Origin of the sequence: Streptococcus mitis (assembly GCF_003944325.1) — a bacterium.
GTDB classification, from domain to species: domain Bacteria; phylum Bacillota; class Bacilli; order Lactobacillales; family Streptococcaceae; genus Streptococcus; species Streptococcus mitis_CW.
The window spans coordinates 13,861-29,015 of the sequence record NZ_RJPX01000010.1; the positions used below are offsets into that span (position 1 = coordinate 13,861).

The window sequence follows — 15,155 nt, forward strand, 5'->3', positions numbered from 1 at the left end:
TTTAATTTTAATTATTGTTCAATTTTATCCCACATCTAAAACACCATATGTTGTGTTTTTCAAGTACATTATATCATTTCTTATACTATATGTTGACAATCAAATATATTTGAGTTATAATATATCTTGACTAAGACCTCTCACGTTTTAGTCAAAATTCCAATAGAAAGGAGAAAATTATGGATTTCAATCAAATTGCAATAACTTTTTTAACTTCATGTGTCCCTGCATTTCTTGTTTATCTCACTAATAAACATCAAACAAACGCCAAAATAAAAGAATTAAAAACACAAGCTGAAAGTGAGTTACAGAGACTTGAAAAAGAACATGAATTGAAACTGGATGCCTTGAAACAAAGCCAACAAGTGGATATCACTTCAAAATTTTTCACAGGTGAACTTGATGTCAATAAACTTACTCAAGCAGTTAACGGAATCGCAGAACTTCAAAAAGTTGTAAATAAGCTATCAAAATAATTCGATGAAAGTGGAGAACTTACTCTGCTTTTTTTTAAAATTTTCAAAAGTATTGAAAGCCCACTAGCTAACCCAGCTAGATACCCTCGTCCGTAGTCTGTCGATAAGAATTTCAATAATTCAATTGTTTCTTCTTCAATCATCTTCTACTCCTATTAGTGAATTTTTTTATTAGCAATTTCATCTATTGTATCTAAAACAAGTTTTCGCATCTCTTCTCGTGCTTGCAATTCATTGCGAAAGAAAGAATCAAGCATTTCGGTCAATCTATTCGAATATCCTCGCAATAGCATTACCGTTATCAAAAACGAAGTAATTACTGAGACGAGAACCGCTGAAAAAACACTTTCCATTTTCCTACTCCTTATCTTTTTTATCACATCGGTACTTCACTATCTGACGGATAGTAAAAGACACAATCACAAATCCTGCTAGGATTATCAATCCAGTTTCTTCACTCATTGCTTTTCACGGCAAATGATGGTACACTATCAAGTAGAGGTTGGGGCTTCTGCCCCTTTCTCTACTTTTTGTTTTGAAGCTTACGTTTGTGTTCTAAGATTTGTTTGTGCCACAAACGTGCTTCTCTGGTTAAGCCTAGTACCAAGATGACGGTTGCAGTGTCCTTGGTTGCTAGGCTTTTTATGATGTGTTCCATCATTTGCCTTACCTCCTTTTCCTTAAGCTTGATTTAATTATAATACGATTTTTTCGTATTGTCAATAGTTTTTGTCAAAAAATAGGATTTTTTCGTATTTTTTGATTGTTTATCAATCAAAAATGATATATAATGTAATTATAAAAAATACGAGGTAATCGTAAATGGATGAAAAAAAACGAATGCAAATTATTGCTGAAAACATTACACACTTTAGAAAGCAACGTGGCATCACCCAAAAGGAGTTGGCTAAAGAAGTTGGAATTACAGCAAGTACTATGACAGACTATATGAAGTTAAGAAGCGCTCCTTCTTTTGGTGTTATCCAAAAATTAGCTGATTATTTCGGTGTTAAAAAATCAGATATAGATACTACTTTTAAAGAAGAATCAACCAACTCCCTCCCAGACACTCCAGATTTGCTGACACAGCAGATAACGGAAAAGGTGGTACAATTAACCCCAGATAATAAAAAAATCGTCCTACGGACTTCTGAGGAGCTTCTGAAGAGCCAAAAAGCAAACGGCGGCATCTATCGACAGAAAAACGAAGAAGAAACGAAGATAAACGAAGTATCGGAGGTTATCAGCTTGTATCAAGTTGAGGTTGTATCTGAGACGGCAGCAGCTTCTGGATTTAACTATGGATTCGGCTACGACGATACAGACAGAGAGACTATAGAGGTTGACGAGCAACCGCCACGTCACGACATTGCTACCAAGGTAAGCGGAGACTCCATGCAACCTGACTACCAAGACGGAGATATTCTCTATTTAGTAGACAAAGGACTGACTACCTATAACGGAGATTTGGCAGTTATCGCATACGGAGACCGTTCTTACTTCAAGAAGATATATACCGAAAACGGACGCTTACGCCTTGTATCGCTCAATGACAAGTACGAAGACATCATCCTAGACTTCCCACCAGCCGAAGACACACACATCAAGATCTATGCAGTTGTCGGGGTGTATAGGGGGGAATAAAAAAATTATTTTTTAAAAATATTAAAAAAACAGTTGACTTTTAAAAAAAAATCATTTAGAATGAATTCATTAGAAAAAAGCGTCGGGATCTCTACGGGGACCGATACGGGAAAACTCCTTCATTCTAAATTAGAATGGGGGAGTTTTTTTGAAGCCATTTAAAACAATCGAGGAACAAATCGCAACACTAAAAATCAGAGGGTTATCCATTACAGATGAATCTAAAGCAGCTAAGTACCTGCTAAGTAACAATTACTACAATATTATCAATGGATACAGTAAGTTTTTTCAACACCCTGGTACTGACACTTATATTGACAGCGTCACATTTGACGAAGTTTCAAGTCTCTATACATTTGACAAAGATGTAAAACGAGCCATTTTGCAAGCTATTCTTGAAGCTGAACACCATATTAAGTCAATCACTGCTCACAGATTCGCCGAAGCTTACCCCAGTCAAAAATACGCTTATTTAAACACCAATTCTTATGCAGATAATAAAATATTAGACGTGGGATTTATTGTATCAAAACTATCCAAAATCATAAACACAAACAAGCGATACAGAGGAAATTCAATTCACCACTACGCACATACTCATTCAGATGTCCCAATCTGGGTACTAACTGATTATCTAGAGTTTGGAGATTTGCGCACGATTATTGAAAACCTGCCGAATTCACTCCAAAATGAAATCGCACGGGATTTAGTAAGTTTTATAAGCACAAACATACCTGACTTTAACGATGTTTTCCCACCAGAAACCTTGATATCTTTTCTAAAAAATATTAACGAGGTACGAAACAAATGCGCTCACAATAATCGCTTATTAAACTTCAGATGTCGTTCTAATAGTACGTTTTGGGAAACGATTCATAACGAAGAGATCTTGATGGGAGATGACAGTAGAAAAACTGTATATTCAACAATTATTAGCCTTCAATGCTTTATTAGTAAAGCAGAATTCAACATTTTGTGGAATACTCTTAGAAAGAAAGTTATCAAACTAGAGAAAAAGCTGCCTTCTATAGACATCAATGTAATCAACCAGTCTTTAGGTTTTCCTAATGATTGGCACCGTAATGAACCAAGAGTATAAATTAAAACCAACTGTTTCCATTTAGGAAATAACTGCTTGACAGAAATTAAAAAAAGAAATACACTAAGAATGTAAAAAAGCCTTGTTCGTCAAGGATAAACTCGTCTGGTGTACTTCTAAGAGGTACGCCTTATTTTATTATCTGACGAGCTGCCAACTGTTTCCATTTTGGAAACAACTCAAAAAATCCCCACACTCAAATTTTGGTCGAGGAGAGTGTGAGAATCAGCTAGTATAGTAAAAGGCATTAAAAAGCCCTTTTTACTATACCCATTTTATCAAGAAATGAGGTGAAAATCAATGGAAATTAGATCTTATAAAAAGAAAAACGGAGAAACAGCTTATATGTTTCGTGCGTATATCGGTAAAGTGAACGGATATAGTCAATATGCTACCCGCCGAGGTTTTGCTACAAAAGCTAAAGCAAGAGCAGCACTACTTCAACTTCAGGATGATATTGAGAGTGGCGAGCAAACTAAGAAAGAAATAACGGTTGAGGAAATTTCTAAAAAATGGCTTAAAGATTATTCTGAGACAGTCCAAGAGAGCACTTATATCAAGACCTCTAGGAATTTTAAGAATCACATTTATCCAGCTTTCGGCAAACGAAAGATAGCAACAATCACACCTCTTCAAATGCAAGAACAAGCCAACGAGTGGTCTAAGGAATTAGTCTATGGTCGTAAGATGAAAGGTTTGATGAATAATGTATTCAAATACGCTATAAGGCATGGATACCTTGAAACCAATCCAGTTGATAGTGTGATTACCTCAACAAGAAAGAAATCAGATAACAAGAGCGATTTTTACAGCAAAGATGAGCTTCAAAAATTCCTGAAACTTGTTGCCAAAACAAAGGATCTAAAAAAGATAACTCTATTTCGTCTTCTAGCCTTCACAGGGGCACGAAAAGGGGAGATTTTAGCCCTGGAATGGAGCGACTGGAACGATAATACTCTGGACATAAACAAGGCCATTACAAGAGGTTTTTCAGGGGAAGAGATAGGCAATACTAAAACGGTCAGCAGTAATCGACTAATCAGCTTGGACAAGAAAACAAAAAGTATTTTAAAAAAATGGAGAAGGCAAAACCCAAATACCAAATACATTTTTGAGAATGATTTAAAAAAGCCAATTCCCAGCACTCTTCCCAGAAAATGGCTTATCAAAATTGTAGAAGGTAGCGACCTGCGTCCAATTAAAATCCACGGATTCAGGCACACACATGCCAGTCTATGTTTCGATGCAGGTATGACTTTGAAACAGGTCCAACATCGTCTCGGACACTCTGACTTAAAAACGACCATGAATGTTTATACTCACATAACCAAGCAAGCAAAGGACGACATCGGAGAACGCTTTGCGAGTTATATTGATTTTTAAGGAGATTCACCCTCCTTTTTGTGACTCCTTTTGTGACTCCCTTTTTTGCAAAAGAATACCAAGGAATACCAAAGACAAAAATAAAAAACGTTGATTTAATAACGTTTTACCAAGGAATGCAAAAGAATGCAAAGGAATAATGGAGCCGGTGGGAGTCGAACCCACGTCCAAACACCTGCCAACATATTTGTCTACAACCATAGGTTATGTATTAGTTTAACAGTTCCTCGACACATAACTCAAGCCTAGAAACTGCGAGTCTATCAATCTCTTATCAAGCCGCTAGACAAGACTTGATCGTATCTCGCTAATAATAAGACCTGTCATTGAACACGAGCAATCCAAATCGGGTCACGCCTGCTGGTTTTTAGGCAGCTAGAGCGTAAGAAGTGTTATTTTTTGCAGTTATATTTAACTGAGCGTTTACGTCGCCACACGAGTCGCAAAATATGCCTCATAATGCCTGTCGAATCCGTAACGACCCCAAAAGACAATAAAACCATTATACCTTATCTAACTCAAAAATGCAAAAAGGAAAGCAATTAACTACAAAAGATAGTCTTTCAAGGCTTTTGTCAAAACCTGATAACCAGCAACACTGAGATGCAATCCATCAGTTGTATATTCTTTTTTTAGTTGACCTGCCTGATCTGTCAAACTATCAAAAACTGGCACAAATTCCACCTGCATATAGGCAGAAGCAAGTTCTTGAAAGGCTTGATTCCACTCCTGTATCTTTTCATTCGTTCGGATATAAACCGTCTGCTTGTACTCCTCTCCCTCATTGACTGGCAAAATAGAAAGCAATTTAATCTCAGTCAATGGATAATCGCGAGCAATGGATTGAATAATAGCTTCGAGATTATTGAGAGCCTCATTCACAGGCACATCTTTTCCGATATCATTTGTCCCAATCAAAAGGACAATTTTATCTACTGCTCCACCATAAAGATGCGCATCTAGGTTCTCTCGTAACAGCCCTGTCTGATAACCTCGAATGCCTCGATTGACAATCGTCTTCGAAGTCCCAAATAGTTCCTGCAGAGGATAATATTCGACAATGGAATCCCCAATAAAAAGAATGTCTGGCTCTAGAACAGAAACCTGATTTAAGTGACGATACTTGGTTTGGATTTTTTCTTGTTCCTTTAGGAGCCAATTTTCTAATAACTGTACTGCCACTTCATTCTCCTTTTTCTAACCAGTTTTCCAAGACTTGATAAACTCCTCCTTGGCTGTTGGCTGGTGCTAAATCAGTCGCCACAGCTTTGGCCTTGTCATCAGCATTTTCCATCGCATAGGCAATTCCAGCCATTTCAAGCATTTCAACATCATTTTCACTGTCACCGAAAGCCATGATTTGTTGGGGGTTCAAGTTCCAGCGCTTGAGTAGTTCCTCCAAGCCCCATGCTTTATGAATCCCAGCTTGGAGGATATCAATGCAACCATAGCCACTCGATACAGCCCGAACACGACCATCAAAGAGGTCATTGATTTCTTCCAAAACCGAACTCAAACGTTCCTCACCAACAACCATACTCATCTTGAGTACACCACCAAAGAGGTCAGAGGTTAATTCATCCACAAAATGCATCCGTTGGTAGAATTTTTCAATCATTTCTGGAGTCATAAAACTTTCAAGTTCTGTAAAAATCGTACCTTCTTTGACAAAACCACCCTTCATACCCGTTACAACAAATTGATTTTGACACTCTAGACCCTTGAAATGAGCCAAAGCCTTGTCGACAATAGCATCATCCCAAGTCTGAGCTTGAATCAGTTCATTGTTTTCAAAAATACGAGCACCGTTAGCAACAACCAAAACCACTCGATCCACCAAGTGCTCCAGTAGTTGCCTCATGCGGTGAATTTCATTGCCCGTCGCGATGACAAAACGAATACCCCTTTGATCCAACTGATCTAAAATCTTTTCCAAGCGTGGGATATCAAGCTGGCCTCTAGCATCCAGCAAGGTCCCATCCATATCTGTCGCAATTACTTTAATCGTCATTTACTTTCCTCTGGATTCAAGCTAGTCCCACTTCAATCCCACATGTTCGTTCATTTCTTTATAGGCTGTATCAATTCGTTCCTTAGTCGCTTCATCTAATTGGTCACGATGACTTCCACCCTCGATAAAATCTTCTAAGATATAAGTTTGGTAAAGGAAGAGTGGATAACCTTCTGGAGAATAGGTTCCTTTTGGTGTACGGTTTACCCAAGAAGGATGTGCTTTAGCAGTTTCGATTGTCGTCTTACCAGCCTTTTTCTTAATGGTCACATCCATGAGAACGCCACGCTCTGTCCACTTAGCATTCTCTTCATCTTGCATAGTTTCGATTCGTTGATTGGAAATGAAGTTCCCCATTGAATAGATGATGAGTTTCTTGTCCCCATCTTTTTCAACTGTTTCAGATGGTTCCACAACGTGAGGGTGTCCACCAAAGATAATATCCGCTCCCCAATCAATCATCTTGTGATAAAGAGCCTTTTGTTCTTCAGTTGGTTCCAAGCGATACTCCACACCCATCTGAGGCATGATAATGGTAATATCCGCTTCCTTCTCTGCTCGTTCAACTTCAGCCTTCATCTTGTCTTCATTTAGATCTGAAAGATAGCGGTTATAGTCTTCTTGGGAAATACTTTGCTCAATTCCATTAAAACCATAAGAATAGGCCAAAAGTGCAACCTTGATACCGTTCACTTCCTTGATAACGAGAGGAGCTTGATCACGCGACTCATGCGTATACACTCCAATAGGTGTCATTCCTGCCTTCTCAATAGCATCTGCTGTTGAAACGACACCTTCTATTTGTGAATCTAGGATATGGTTATGCGCCAAGTCTAGCACTTGATAACCAGCATCCTTGATGGCATCCATGACTTCGCCAGGTGCATTAAAGAGAGGATAACCAGCCAAATAATGGTCCTTGTTTACAGTACCTTCAAAATCACCTATAATCAGGTCTGCTTGTTTGAGCCATGGTTTCACATAGTCAAAATTTTCATGAAAATCATAGGTTCCATCTTCTTTTAAGGCAGAACGATAGATGGGAATATGATAGAGGAGATCCCCATTGGCCATAATTCTTGCAGTTTTTTCCTCTTCCTGATTTTTAGAATTTTGATTGGTCTTATTTGCTTCTTGAGAAATGGTATCCTTTTTTTGACTGGTTAAAGGGATTCCTTGGAAGCTTTCAAACAACAAGACCAAACCCATTGATAAAGCAACTGCTAGCAAGAGTATCGTCACAAATCCCTTATTGCTCCACTTGCGATAACTCCTAAAAAAGTTTACAAAACCCCTCACAAAATGAAAAACTGGTCCACGTTTATATCTATCTTGTCTTCTTTGCATCTTCATTCTCCCTACTTTCTTATGCAAGCCTTTTCTTTTTATTATATCACAGATAAGTAATTCTTTCACAATTGAATCGAACCTACTAGGCATTTTCTATAAAAGCTCGATACCGTAATGCTTCCAATCCTTGTCATTTTGTGTTATCATGTAGAGGTAATGAAAGGAGAGAAAATGTCTGCTATAGAACGTATTACAAAAGCTGCTCACTTAATTGATATGAAAGATATTATTCGCGAGGGGAATCCAACTCTACGCGCAGTTGCTGAGGAAGTCACTTTCCCCCTATCTGACCAGGAAATCATCCTTGGCGAAAAGATGATGCAATTCCTCAAACATTCCCAAGATCCTGTCATGGCTGAAAAGATGGGGCTACGCGGTGGTGTTGGACTTGCTGCTCCTCAATTGGATATCTCAAAACGCATTATCGCTGTTTTGGTGCCAAATATTGTTGAAGAAGGCGAAACTCCAGAGGAAGCCTACGACTTACAAGCCATTATGTACAATCCAAAAATCGTCTCTCACTCTGTTCAGGACGCTGCTCTTGGTGAAGGAGAAGGCTGCCTGTCTGTTGACCGCAACGTGCCTGGCTATGTTGTTCGCCATGCCCGCGTTACTGTTGACTACTTTGACAAGGACGGCGAAAAACACCGTATCAAACTTAAAGGTTATAACTCCATTGTTGTTCAGCATGAAATTGACCACATTAACGGTATCATGTTTTACGATCGTATCAATGAAAAAGACCCATTTGCAGTTAAAGATGGTTTACTGATTCTAGAATAAAGAAAATCCCGTTGCAAGACGGGGTTTTGTGTTATAATAGAGGCATGAAAACAAATGATATTGTCTATGGCGTACACGCCGTTACCGAAGCCCTCCTTGCAAACACAGGAAACAAACTTTACCTCCAAGAAGATCTCCGAGGTAAGAACGTTGAGAAAGTCAAGGAACTAGCTACAGAAAAGAAGGTGTCCATTTCTTGGACTTCAAAAAAATCCCTCTCTGAAATGACCGAAGGTGCTGTACACCAAGGTTTTGTTTTACGAGTGTCCGAATTTGCCTATAGCGAACTGGACCAAATCCTTGCCAAAACACGCCAAGAAGAAAATCCTTTGCTATTGATTCTGGATGGCTTAACTGACCCTCATAATCTAGGCTCCATACTGAGAACAGCCGATGCGACCAACGTTTCAGGTGTCATCATTCCCAAGCACCGTGCTGTCGGCGTTACTCCTGTCGTTGCCAAAACGGCCACAGGTGCTATTGAGCACGTTCCAATTGCCCGAGTAACCAATCTAAGCCAAACTCTAGACAAACTCAAGGATGAAGGATTCTGGACCTTTGGAACGGATATGAATGGTACTCCTTGCCACAAGTGGAATACAAAAGGGAAAATCGCCCTCATCATCGGAAATGAAGGAAAAGGCATCTCTAGTAACATCAAAAAACAGGTCGATGAAATGATTACCATTCCTATGAATGGACATGTTCAAAGCCTCAATGCTAGTGTTGCTGCAGCCATTCTCATGTACGAAGTTTTCCGAAATAGACTATAAAAAAGTTTCCAGTCATCTGATTGGAAACTTTTTTATAATTAACTATGTTCTGTAATAAACTTATAGGCTTCTTGACCAGCGATAGCGCCATCTCCAACTGCTGTTGTTACTTGGCGAAGGTCTTTCAAGCGAACATCTCCAACTGCAAAGATACCATCAACCGCAGTTTTCATGTGGTTGTCTGTCACAATCCAGCCTGCCTGATCTCGGATATTTAATTCTTTAACAAAATCGCTAAGAGGGTCCAAGCCAACATAGATAAAGACGCCACCAAAGGCTTGTTCTGTCACTTGACCTGTTTTCACATTTTCAAATACGACAGATTCTACTCGGTTTTCACCCTTGATTTCCTTGACTACAGAATCCCAGATAAAGCTGATTTTCTCATTCGCAAAGGCGCGGTCTTGTAAAACCTTTTGAGCACGAAGTTGGTCACGACGGTGAACAATGGTAACAGTCTTGGCAAAACGAGTCAAGAAGAGGGCTTCTTCAACAGCTGAATCTCCCCCACCAACTACCAGCAAATCTTGGTCACGGAAGAAAGCACCATCACAAACGGCACAGTAAGATACACCACGACTGTTCAGTTCTTCTTCTCCAGGCACTCCCAAAGGACGGTGTTTCGAACCAGTCGCTACGATAACTGTACGAGTTTCGTATGCTTGATCATCGGTCATTACTGTTTTAAAATCACCATGGTCTTGGATATTTTCAACATAACCATAAATGTGCTCAACACCAAGATTTTCAAGCGGTTCAAACATCTTTTCAGCCAATTCTGGTCCACTGATATTAGCGTATCCTGGGTAATTTTCGATATCCGATGTATTGTTCATCTGACCACCTGGTAAACCACCTTCAATCAAGGCTACTTTCAGATTGCTTCGAGCAGCGTATAAGGCCGCAGTCATCCCTGCAGGTCCAGCACCAATAATAATAGTATCGTACATATAGATTCCTTCTTTCTTGTTGTAACTATCTTTATTCTAACTCTTTCTTGTCAATCAAGCAAGGATTATGCCTTGAAAACAAGAATTAAACTCATAACCGCAAAGGATAATACTGGAACAACCAAGACTCCAATCATAATCATATCATAGAGATGGGCTTGGCGCGCCTTGGCTGTCTTATCGACTCCCGACATGGCTCTCAGTCCAATCCAAATCCCTAAAAAAATCAGGACGAGGATAGTGGTCAAGATCAAACTCTCGAAATATAAAGAAAATAGTTGCAGTAGCATGATTTCTCTCATTTCTATCATTTTTAAAGAGTAAACTCAGCTAGTCCGCTAACTGAGTTTTTCTTTATCTATTATATCAAATATAAGTCCGTTTGTAACTAGCAAAGAATTCTTTTGTCCGCTCTTCTTTCGGATGGTGGATAATCTCATCTGGTGTTCCAGACTCGATGATTCTCCCCTTATCTAAGAAGAGAATCTTATCAGCCACTTGGGCTACAAAGGACATGTCATGACTAACCAAAATCATGGTCTGACCTGACTTAGCAGCATCTGCAATAGATTTTTCTACTTCGCCGACCAATTCTGGGTCAAGGGCTGAAGTTGGTTCGTCTAAGAGCAAAACATCTGGTTTCATAGCAAGCGCACGTGCTAGGGCAACCCGTTGCTTCTGTCCACCTGATAAATGGCGAGGGTAATGGTTCTCACGATCAGAAAGCCCAACCTTAGCCAACTCTTCCTTGGCAATCTTAGTCGCTTCTTGGTCAGATAATTTCTTAACAACAACCAAGCCTTCTTTCACATTATCAAGTGCTGTACGTCGTTCAAACAAATTAAACTGTTGGAAAACCATGGACAACTTACGGCGTAGGGCAAGGATTTCTTCTTGAGTGATTTTAGAAAAATCAACCGAGAAATTATCAATCTGAATCGAACCACTGTCAGGTGTTTCAAGATAATTGAGACTGCGTAAAAAGGTCGATTTTCCAGCTCCTGAGGAACCAATCAAGGCTACGACTTCCCCTTTTTGGATATCCAAGTCCAGATGATCCAAGACAGTCTGTCCTGAAAAGGATTTGCTTAAATTCGAAATCTTAATCATTAACGAAGGTCTCCTTTCACATCTGTTTGCACTGTATCGGGTGCAGAAATAGCCATTTTTCTCTCGATGAAACGACCTAGGCTTTCAATTCCGATATTGACTACCCAATAAACAAGGGCAACGGAGATGAAACGTTCAAAATAGCGGTAATCAGCTCCACCCAAAATCTGAGCTTGGGCAAAGACTTCCACAACACCCGCACTAAAGGCTAGGGAAGTTCCTTTGGTCAAGCCGATTAGGGAATTGATTAAAGTTGGAGTAGCTACCACCGCTGCATTTGGAATAATCACGCGACGATAAACTTGTGCTCGGGTCATGCCCAGACTGCGTGCCGCCTCAATCTCACCAGAATTGACTGAGAGAATGGCTGCACGAATGGTTTCACTGGCATACGCTGCCTCATTAAAAGCAAAGGCTACAATCGCAAAAGCTGCAGCTGGAATTGCATTGATATTGAGACCAGTTCCCCATTGCTGATTGAGGGCTTTCAAAGCCAAAGGAATTCCGTAATAGGTTAGCATGAGTTGCACCAAAATCGGTGTCCCTTTTAAGAAACTAACAAAGAAGGCCTGCAAGGGATATAAAATCTTAACACGATTGATCTTCACAATGGCAAAAAGAAGCGCCAAAACCAAGCCAAAAAGGGCACCACCAATTGTCAACATAATCGTTGTTGGAAGTTGTTGGACAATTCTCGGGATTCCATCAAAGACCGAACGCAAGCTAAACAGCTTGCCATCTGGAATCAATTGCATCAAGTTTTGGTACCAATCTGATGCTAAAATCGTTGTAACATTCATAAAAACATCCTCTCCTGATAATGATTCATTCTACCATACTTCTGCCGTCAATGAAATTATTTGCTACGGTCAGATACAGACTTTGTCTACCTACTAGTTTATCATACTTTGAAACAGGGAGGTTATATATTTTATCTATCAAAGAGATAGATAAAAACTATTTCAATCCCAATTCTTCATAAGCTTTTCGATAACCGATTTGCTTAACAGTTCCATTTTCTACTAAAACGGGTCGTTTTAACAACATACCGTCACTTGCTAGCAACTCAGCCGCTTCTTGGTTTGACAGACTTCCTACCTTATCTTTCAGCCCTAATTCACGGTATTTGATTCCACTGGTGTTGAAAAATTGCTTCAACTCGAAACCTGAGGTCTCTATCCAGTTTAAAATGACTTCTTGACTAGGTGTTTCTTCGACGATATGGACGGCTTTATAGTCCACACCGAGTTGATTTAATTCTTGTTTTGCTTTTTTACAAGTTGAACATTTTGGGTATTCGATAAATTCTAACATGTGTTTCACTTTCTATTGTTTATATCTTTAAAATCTGCGCCTTCATGCTCCAAGAGCCAGGCTTTCTTTTCCACTCCTGCAGCATAACCTGTCAGACGCTTGCCCGCTCCCAGCACACGATGACAAGGTACTAGGATGGACCAAGGATTGCGACCTACAGCTCCACCAATTGCTTGAGCAGAAGCCACTTGCAGGTCTTGAGCTATTTGTCCATAGGTCACTGTCTGACCATAAGGAATTCCCTGTAAATAGGACCAAACTCTCTTTTCAAAATCCGTTCCGATTGGAGCCAAGGGCAATTCGGATAAATCCCGAGACTTGCCTTTAAAGTAAGCATCTAAGCAAGTAATAACTGGGGCTAAAATGGGGTGACTAACAACTTCTTCTATTGTTTCATCTCCTATCCCCCTCTCAAAATACTTCTGCTCCTGAACCCAAATGCCATACAGATATTGATCGTCGGCAACCAAAGACAAGGTTCCTATTGGCGAAAAGTAGAGCATTTTTACGTACTTCTTTTGCATTATTTCTTCAATTTTTGATAGGCCAAGCGTTCGCCATCAACTGGAACCTTACCAACCTGTTTAAAACCTAGTTTTTCAAAGATATGCTGCATGGCCTTATTTGCAACATGCGTATCTGAGCGAAAATCTAGATAATCAAAACCTTCAATCAAGCCCTCTAAGAAGGTTTGAGCAACTCCCTGTCCCTGCACATCTGCAGCCACAGCGATACGGTGAAAGACTAGGTACTCTGACTCTCCAGCTTGCCATTTTCCTTCATAAATGGCTTCATAGGCTTCCTCTGGACTCTTGGTCACAGCAGCATAGGCTAGCAGTTCTCCCTCTTCCAAGGCTACGTAGGCTTGACCTGAGATAATATCCTCAATAATAATATCAGCATTTGGATAGCCATTTTGCCACTGGTCACTACCAGCATCTGCTAAACATTTCTTGGCTTCCTCAATCACCTGCATAATGGCATCTACTTCATTTGGAAAAGCTAAACGAATCTCCATCTTTTCTCCTCTTTTCTGACTAGTTTCTCCCATCATAGCATAATTTAAGCCTTTTCACAAGCAGTTAAAACTTGACTTTTTGTTTTTGTTATTTTATAATCTAGTTATTAAAACTAGATAAAAAGGAGTTGGAAATGAAAACTACCTTTTCCTACCCAAAATGGACAGAAATTCCAAATATTGACCTCTATCTGGATCAGGTTTTACTCTATGTCAATCAGGTCTGCGCCCCTATCTCTCCTGATAAAGACAAGGGACTAACAGCATCTATGGTCAACAATTATGTCAAACATGGTTACCTGACAAAGCCTGACAAGAAAAAATACCAACGCCAACAGATTGCCCGTCTGATTGCTATCACAACCCTCAAATCTGTCTTTTCTATTCAAGAAATCGCTCAGACACTCAATACTCTCCAAAGTCAAGCCAGTTCAGACCAACTCTACGATGCTTTTGTGAACTACATGAACAATGGGATTGATCCAGAAAATCCTATTATCCAAAGTAGCTGCCAAACCGTTAAACTCTATCATCAAACTCTAGACTTAATCCATCATACTCAAGAGGAGGTAATCCGATGAACACTAGTCTTAAACTCAGCAAACAACTCAGTTTTGGAGAGGAGATTGCTAATAGCGTGACCCATGCTGTGGGGGCAGTCATCATGCTCATCTTGCTCCCTATTTCATCCACCTATAGTTATGAAGCACACGGATTTTTATCCTCTATCGGTGTATCCATTTTCGTTATCAGTCTCTTTCTCATGTTCCTATCATCCACCATTTATCACTCTATGGCCTACGGTTCAACCCACAAATACGTCTTGAGAATCATCGACCATTCGATGATTTATGTGGCTATCGCAGGCTCTTATACGCCAGTCGTCTTAACCTTGATGAATAACTGGTTTGGCTATCTAATTATTGCCATCCAATGGGGAACGACCATCTTTGGTATTCTCTATAAAATCTTTGCTAAAAAGGTCAATGAGAAATTCAGCCTTGCTCTTTACCTGATTATGGGCTGGTTGGTTCTGGCTATCATTCCTGCCATTATCAGTCAAACAACACCAATCTTTTGGAGCCTTATGGTAACTGGCGGACTCTCTTATACAGTTGGAGCTGGATTTTATGCAAAGAAAAAACCTTATTTCCACATGATTTGGCATCTCTTTATCCTAGCTGCGTCCGCACTCCAATACATTGCCATTGTTTATTACATGTAAAAAAGACAAGGTTTTTTAT

Annotated in this window: 21 protein-coding genes and 1 other RNA gene; 8 read left to right on the top strand and 14 right to left on the bottom strand. The window is 39.6% G+C overall.

Annotated features, from left to right (window positions below):
* The first annotated feature begins 179 nt into the window (after positions 1 to 179).
* Entirely contained in the window at positions 180 to 476 is a 297-nt protein-coding gene (locus D8787_RS04430) for a hypothetical protein (RefSeq protein ID WP_042900851.1), read from the top strand.
* Here the strand turns inward: D8787_RS04430 and D8787_RS11410 are convergent.
* From D8787_RS11410 to D8787_RS04440, 3 genes are all read right to left on the bottom strand, one after another.
* Positions 446 to 619, bottom strand: coding sequence for a hypothetical protein (locus D8787_RS11410; protein WP_185776747.1), 174 nt, complete (start codon positions 617 to 619; stop codon positions 446 to 448). The genes D8787_RS04430 and D8787_RS11410 overlap by 31 nt on opposite strands.
* A 12-nt stretch (positions 620 to 631) precedes the next feature.
* Positions 632 to 829 (bottom strand): hypothetical protein, encoded by a 198-nt coding sequence (locus D8787_RS04435; RefSeq protein ID WP_042900852.1) that lies wholly within the window; start codon positions 827 to 829, stop codon positions 632 to 634.
* Positions 830 to 999: 170 nt separating this feature from the next.
* On the bottom strand, positions 1,000 to 1,137 hold the full coding sequence (locus tag D8787_RS04440; RefSeq protein ID WP_000969962.1) for a hypothetical protein: 138 nt from the start codon (positions 1,135 to 1,137) through the stop codon (positions 1,000 to 1,002).
* A gap of 161 nt (positions 1,138 to 1,298) precedes the next feature.
* Here D8787_RS04440 and D8787_RS04445 point away from each other — a divergent pair, with 161 nt between their 5' ends.
* The 3 genes from D8787_RS04445 (at position 1,299) to D8787_RS04455 (ending at position 4,602) form a co-directional block, all read left to right on the top strand.
* Positions 1,299 to 2,120 carry an XRE family transcriptional regulator gene (locus tag D8787_RS04445; protein ID WP_125421132.1) on the top strand — a complete coding sequence of 274 codons (822 nt, stop codon included), beginning with the start codon at positions 1,299 to 1,301 and terminating at the stop codon, positions 2,118 to 2,120.
* 148 nt (positions 2,121 to 2,268) lie between these two features.
* Positions 2,269 to 3,219 carry an Abi family protein gene (locus D8787_RS04450; protein ID WP_042900853.1) on the top strand — a complete coding sequence of 317 codons (951 nt, stop codon included), beginning with the start codon at positions 2,269 to 2,271 and terminating at the stop codon, positions 3,217 to 3,219.
* A 300-nt stretch (positions 3,220 to 3,519) separates the two neighbouring features.
* The gene (locus D8787_RS04455) at positions 3,520 to 4,602 is read left to right on the top strand and encodes a tyrosine-type recombinase/integrase (RefSeq protein WP_125421135.1); all 1,083 of its coding nucleotides are present in this window, start codon (positions 3,520 to 3,522) and stop codon (positions 4,600 to 4,602) included.
* A gap of 137 nt (positions 4,603 to 4,739) precedes the next feature.
* Here D8787_RS04455 and ssrA read toward each other — a convergent pair.
* From ssrA to D8787_RS04475, 4 genes are all read right to left on the bottom strand, one after another.
* Positions 4,740 to 5,087: a transfer-messenger RNA gene (ssrA, locus tag D8787_RS04460) on the bottom strand.
* 61 nt (positions 5,088 to 5,148) lie between these two features.
* Positions 5,149 to 5,784: an SGNH/GDSL hydrolase family protein gene (locus tag D8787_RS04465; protein ID WP_125421138.1), complete on the bottom strand. Its 636-nt coding sequence runs from the start codon at positions 5,782 to 5,784 to the stop codon at positions 5,149 to 5,151.
* A 1-nt stretch (position 5,785) separates the two neighbouring features.
* A complete protein-coding gene (locus D8787_RS04470) occupies positions 5,786 to 6,613 on the bottom strand; it encodes an HAD family hydrolase (protein WP_125421141.1) in 828 nt (275 codons plus the stop codon).
* Positions 6,614 to 6,634: 21 nt separating this feature from the next.
* Positions 6,635 to 7,960: a CapA family protein gene (locus D8787_RS04475; protein WP_125421144.1), complete on the bottom strand. Its 1,326-nt coding sequence runs from the start codon at positions 7,958 to 7,960 to the stop codon at positions 6,635 to 6,637.
* Between the two features lie 174 nt (positions 7,961 to 8,134).
* Between D8787_RS04475 and def the strand changes: the two genes are divergently transcribed.
* Both def and rlmB read left to right on the top strand, forming a co-directional pair.
* Complete coding sequence (def, locus tag D8787_RS04480; protein ID WP_001272936.1) at positions 8,135 to 8,746, top strand: peptide deformylase; 612 nt, start codon at positions 8,135 to 8,137, stop codon at positions 8,744 to 8,746.
* A 44-nt stretch (positions 8,747 to 8,790) separates the two neighbouring features.
* A complete protein-coding gene (rlmB, locus tag D8787_RS04485) occupies positions 8,791 to 9,519 on the top strand; it encodes a 23S rRNA (guanosine(2251)-2'-O)-methyltransferase RlmB (RefSeq protein WP_045611907.1) in 729 nt (242 codons plus the stop codon).
* A gap of 38 nt (positions 9,520 to 9,557) precedes the next feature.
* On the opposite strand, the gene trxB is transcribed toward rlmB, so the two are convergent.
* The 7 genes from trxB to D8787_RS04520 all read right to left on the bottom strand — a co-directional run bounded on the left by trxB (position 9,558) and on the right by D8787_RS04520 (position 13,911).
* Positions 9,558 to 10,469, bottom strand: coding sequence for a thioredoxin-disulfide reductase (trxB, locus tag D8787_RS04490; RefSeq protein ID WP_125421147.1), 912 nt, complete (start codon positions 10,467 to 10,469; stop codon positions 9,558 to 9,560).
* A gap of 65 nt (positions 10,470 to 10,534) precedes the next feature.
* On the bottom strand, positions 10,535 to 10,759 hold the full coding sequence (locus D8787_RS04495; RefSeq protein WP_000926599.1) for a DUF4059 family protein: 225 nt from the start codon (positions 10,757 to 10,759) through the stop codon (positions 10,535 to 10,537).
* A 76-nt stretch (positions 10,760 to 10,835) separates the two neighbouring features.
* Positions 10,836 to 11,579: an amino acid ABC transporter ATP-binding protein gene (locus D8787_RS04500; RefSeq protein WP_125421150.1), complete on the bottom strand. Its 744-nt coding sequence runs from the start codon at positions 11,577 to 11,579 to the stop codon at positions 10,836 to 10,838.
* Positions 11,579 to 12,379, bottom strand: a complete 801-nt coding sequence (locus D8787_RS04505; RefSeq protein WP_125421153.1) for an amino acid ABC transporter permease — start codon at positions 12,377 to 12,379, stop codon at positions 11,579 to 11,581. Before D8787_RS04505 ends, D8787_RS04500 begins: the two co-directional genes overlap by 1 nt.
* Positions 12,380 to 12,536: 157 nt before the next feature.
* The gene (locus tag D8787_RS04510; protein ID WP_125421156.1) at positions 12,537 to 12,893 is read right to left on the bottom strand and encodes an arsenate reductase family protein; all 357 of its coding nucleotides are present in this window, start codon (positions 12,891 to 12,893) and stop codon (positions 12,537 to 12,539) included.
* Between the two features lie 5 nt (positions 12,894 to 12,898).
* The gene (locus tag D8787_RS04515; protein WP_125421159.1) at positions 12,899 to 13,417 is read right to left on the bottom strand and encodes a methylated-DNA--[protein]-cysteine S-methyltransferase; all 519 of its coding nucleotides are present in this window, start codon (positions 13,415 to 13,417) and stop codon (positions 12,899 to 12,901) included.
* Positions 13,417 to 13,911 carry a GNAT family N-acetyltransferase gene (locus D8787_RS04520; RefSeq protein WP_125421162.1) on the bottom strand — a complete coding sequence of 165 codons (495 nt, stop codon included), beginning with the start codon at positions 13,909 to 13,911 and terminating at the stop codon, positions 13,417 to 13,419. The genes D8787_RS04515 and D8787_RS04520 overlap by 1 nt, the downstream gene beginning before the upstream one ends.
* A gap of 134 nt (positions 13,912 to 14,045) precedes the next feature.
* Between D8787_RS04520 and D8787_RS04525 the strand changes: the two genes are divergently transcribed.
* Together D8787_RS04525 and trhA are read left to right on the top strand one after the other, a co-directional pair.
* Positions 14,046 to 14,492 (top strand): DUF1836 domain-containing protein, encoded by a 447-nt coding sequence (locus D8787_RS04525; protein ID WP_125421165.1) that lies wholly within the window; start codon positions 14,046 to 14,048, stop codon positions 14,490 to 14,492.
* On the top strand, positions 14,489 to 15,136 hold the full coding sequence (trhA, locus tag D8787_RS04530; RefSeq protein WP_049509562.1) for a PAQR family membrane homeostasis protein TrhA: 648 nt from the start codon (positions 14,489 to 14,491) through the stop codon (positions 15,134 to 15,136). Before D8787_RS04525 ends, trhA begins: the two co-directional genes overlap by 4 nt.
* The last annotated feature ends 19 nt before the right edge of the window (positions 15,137 to 15,155 follow it).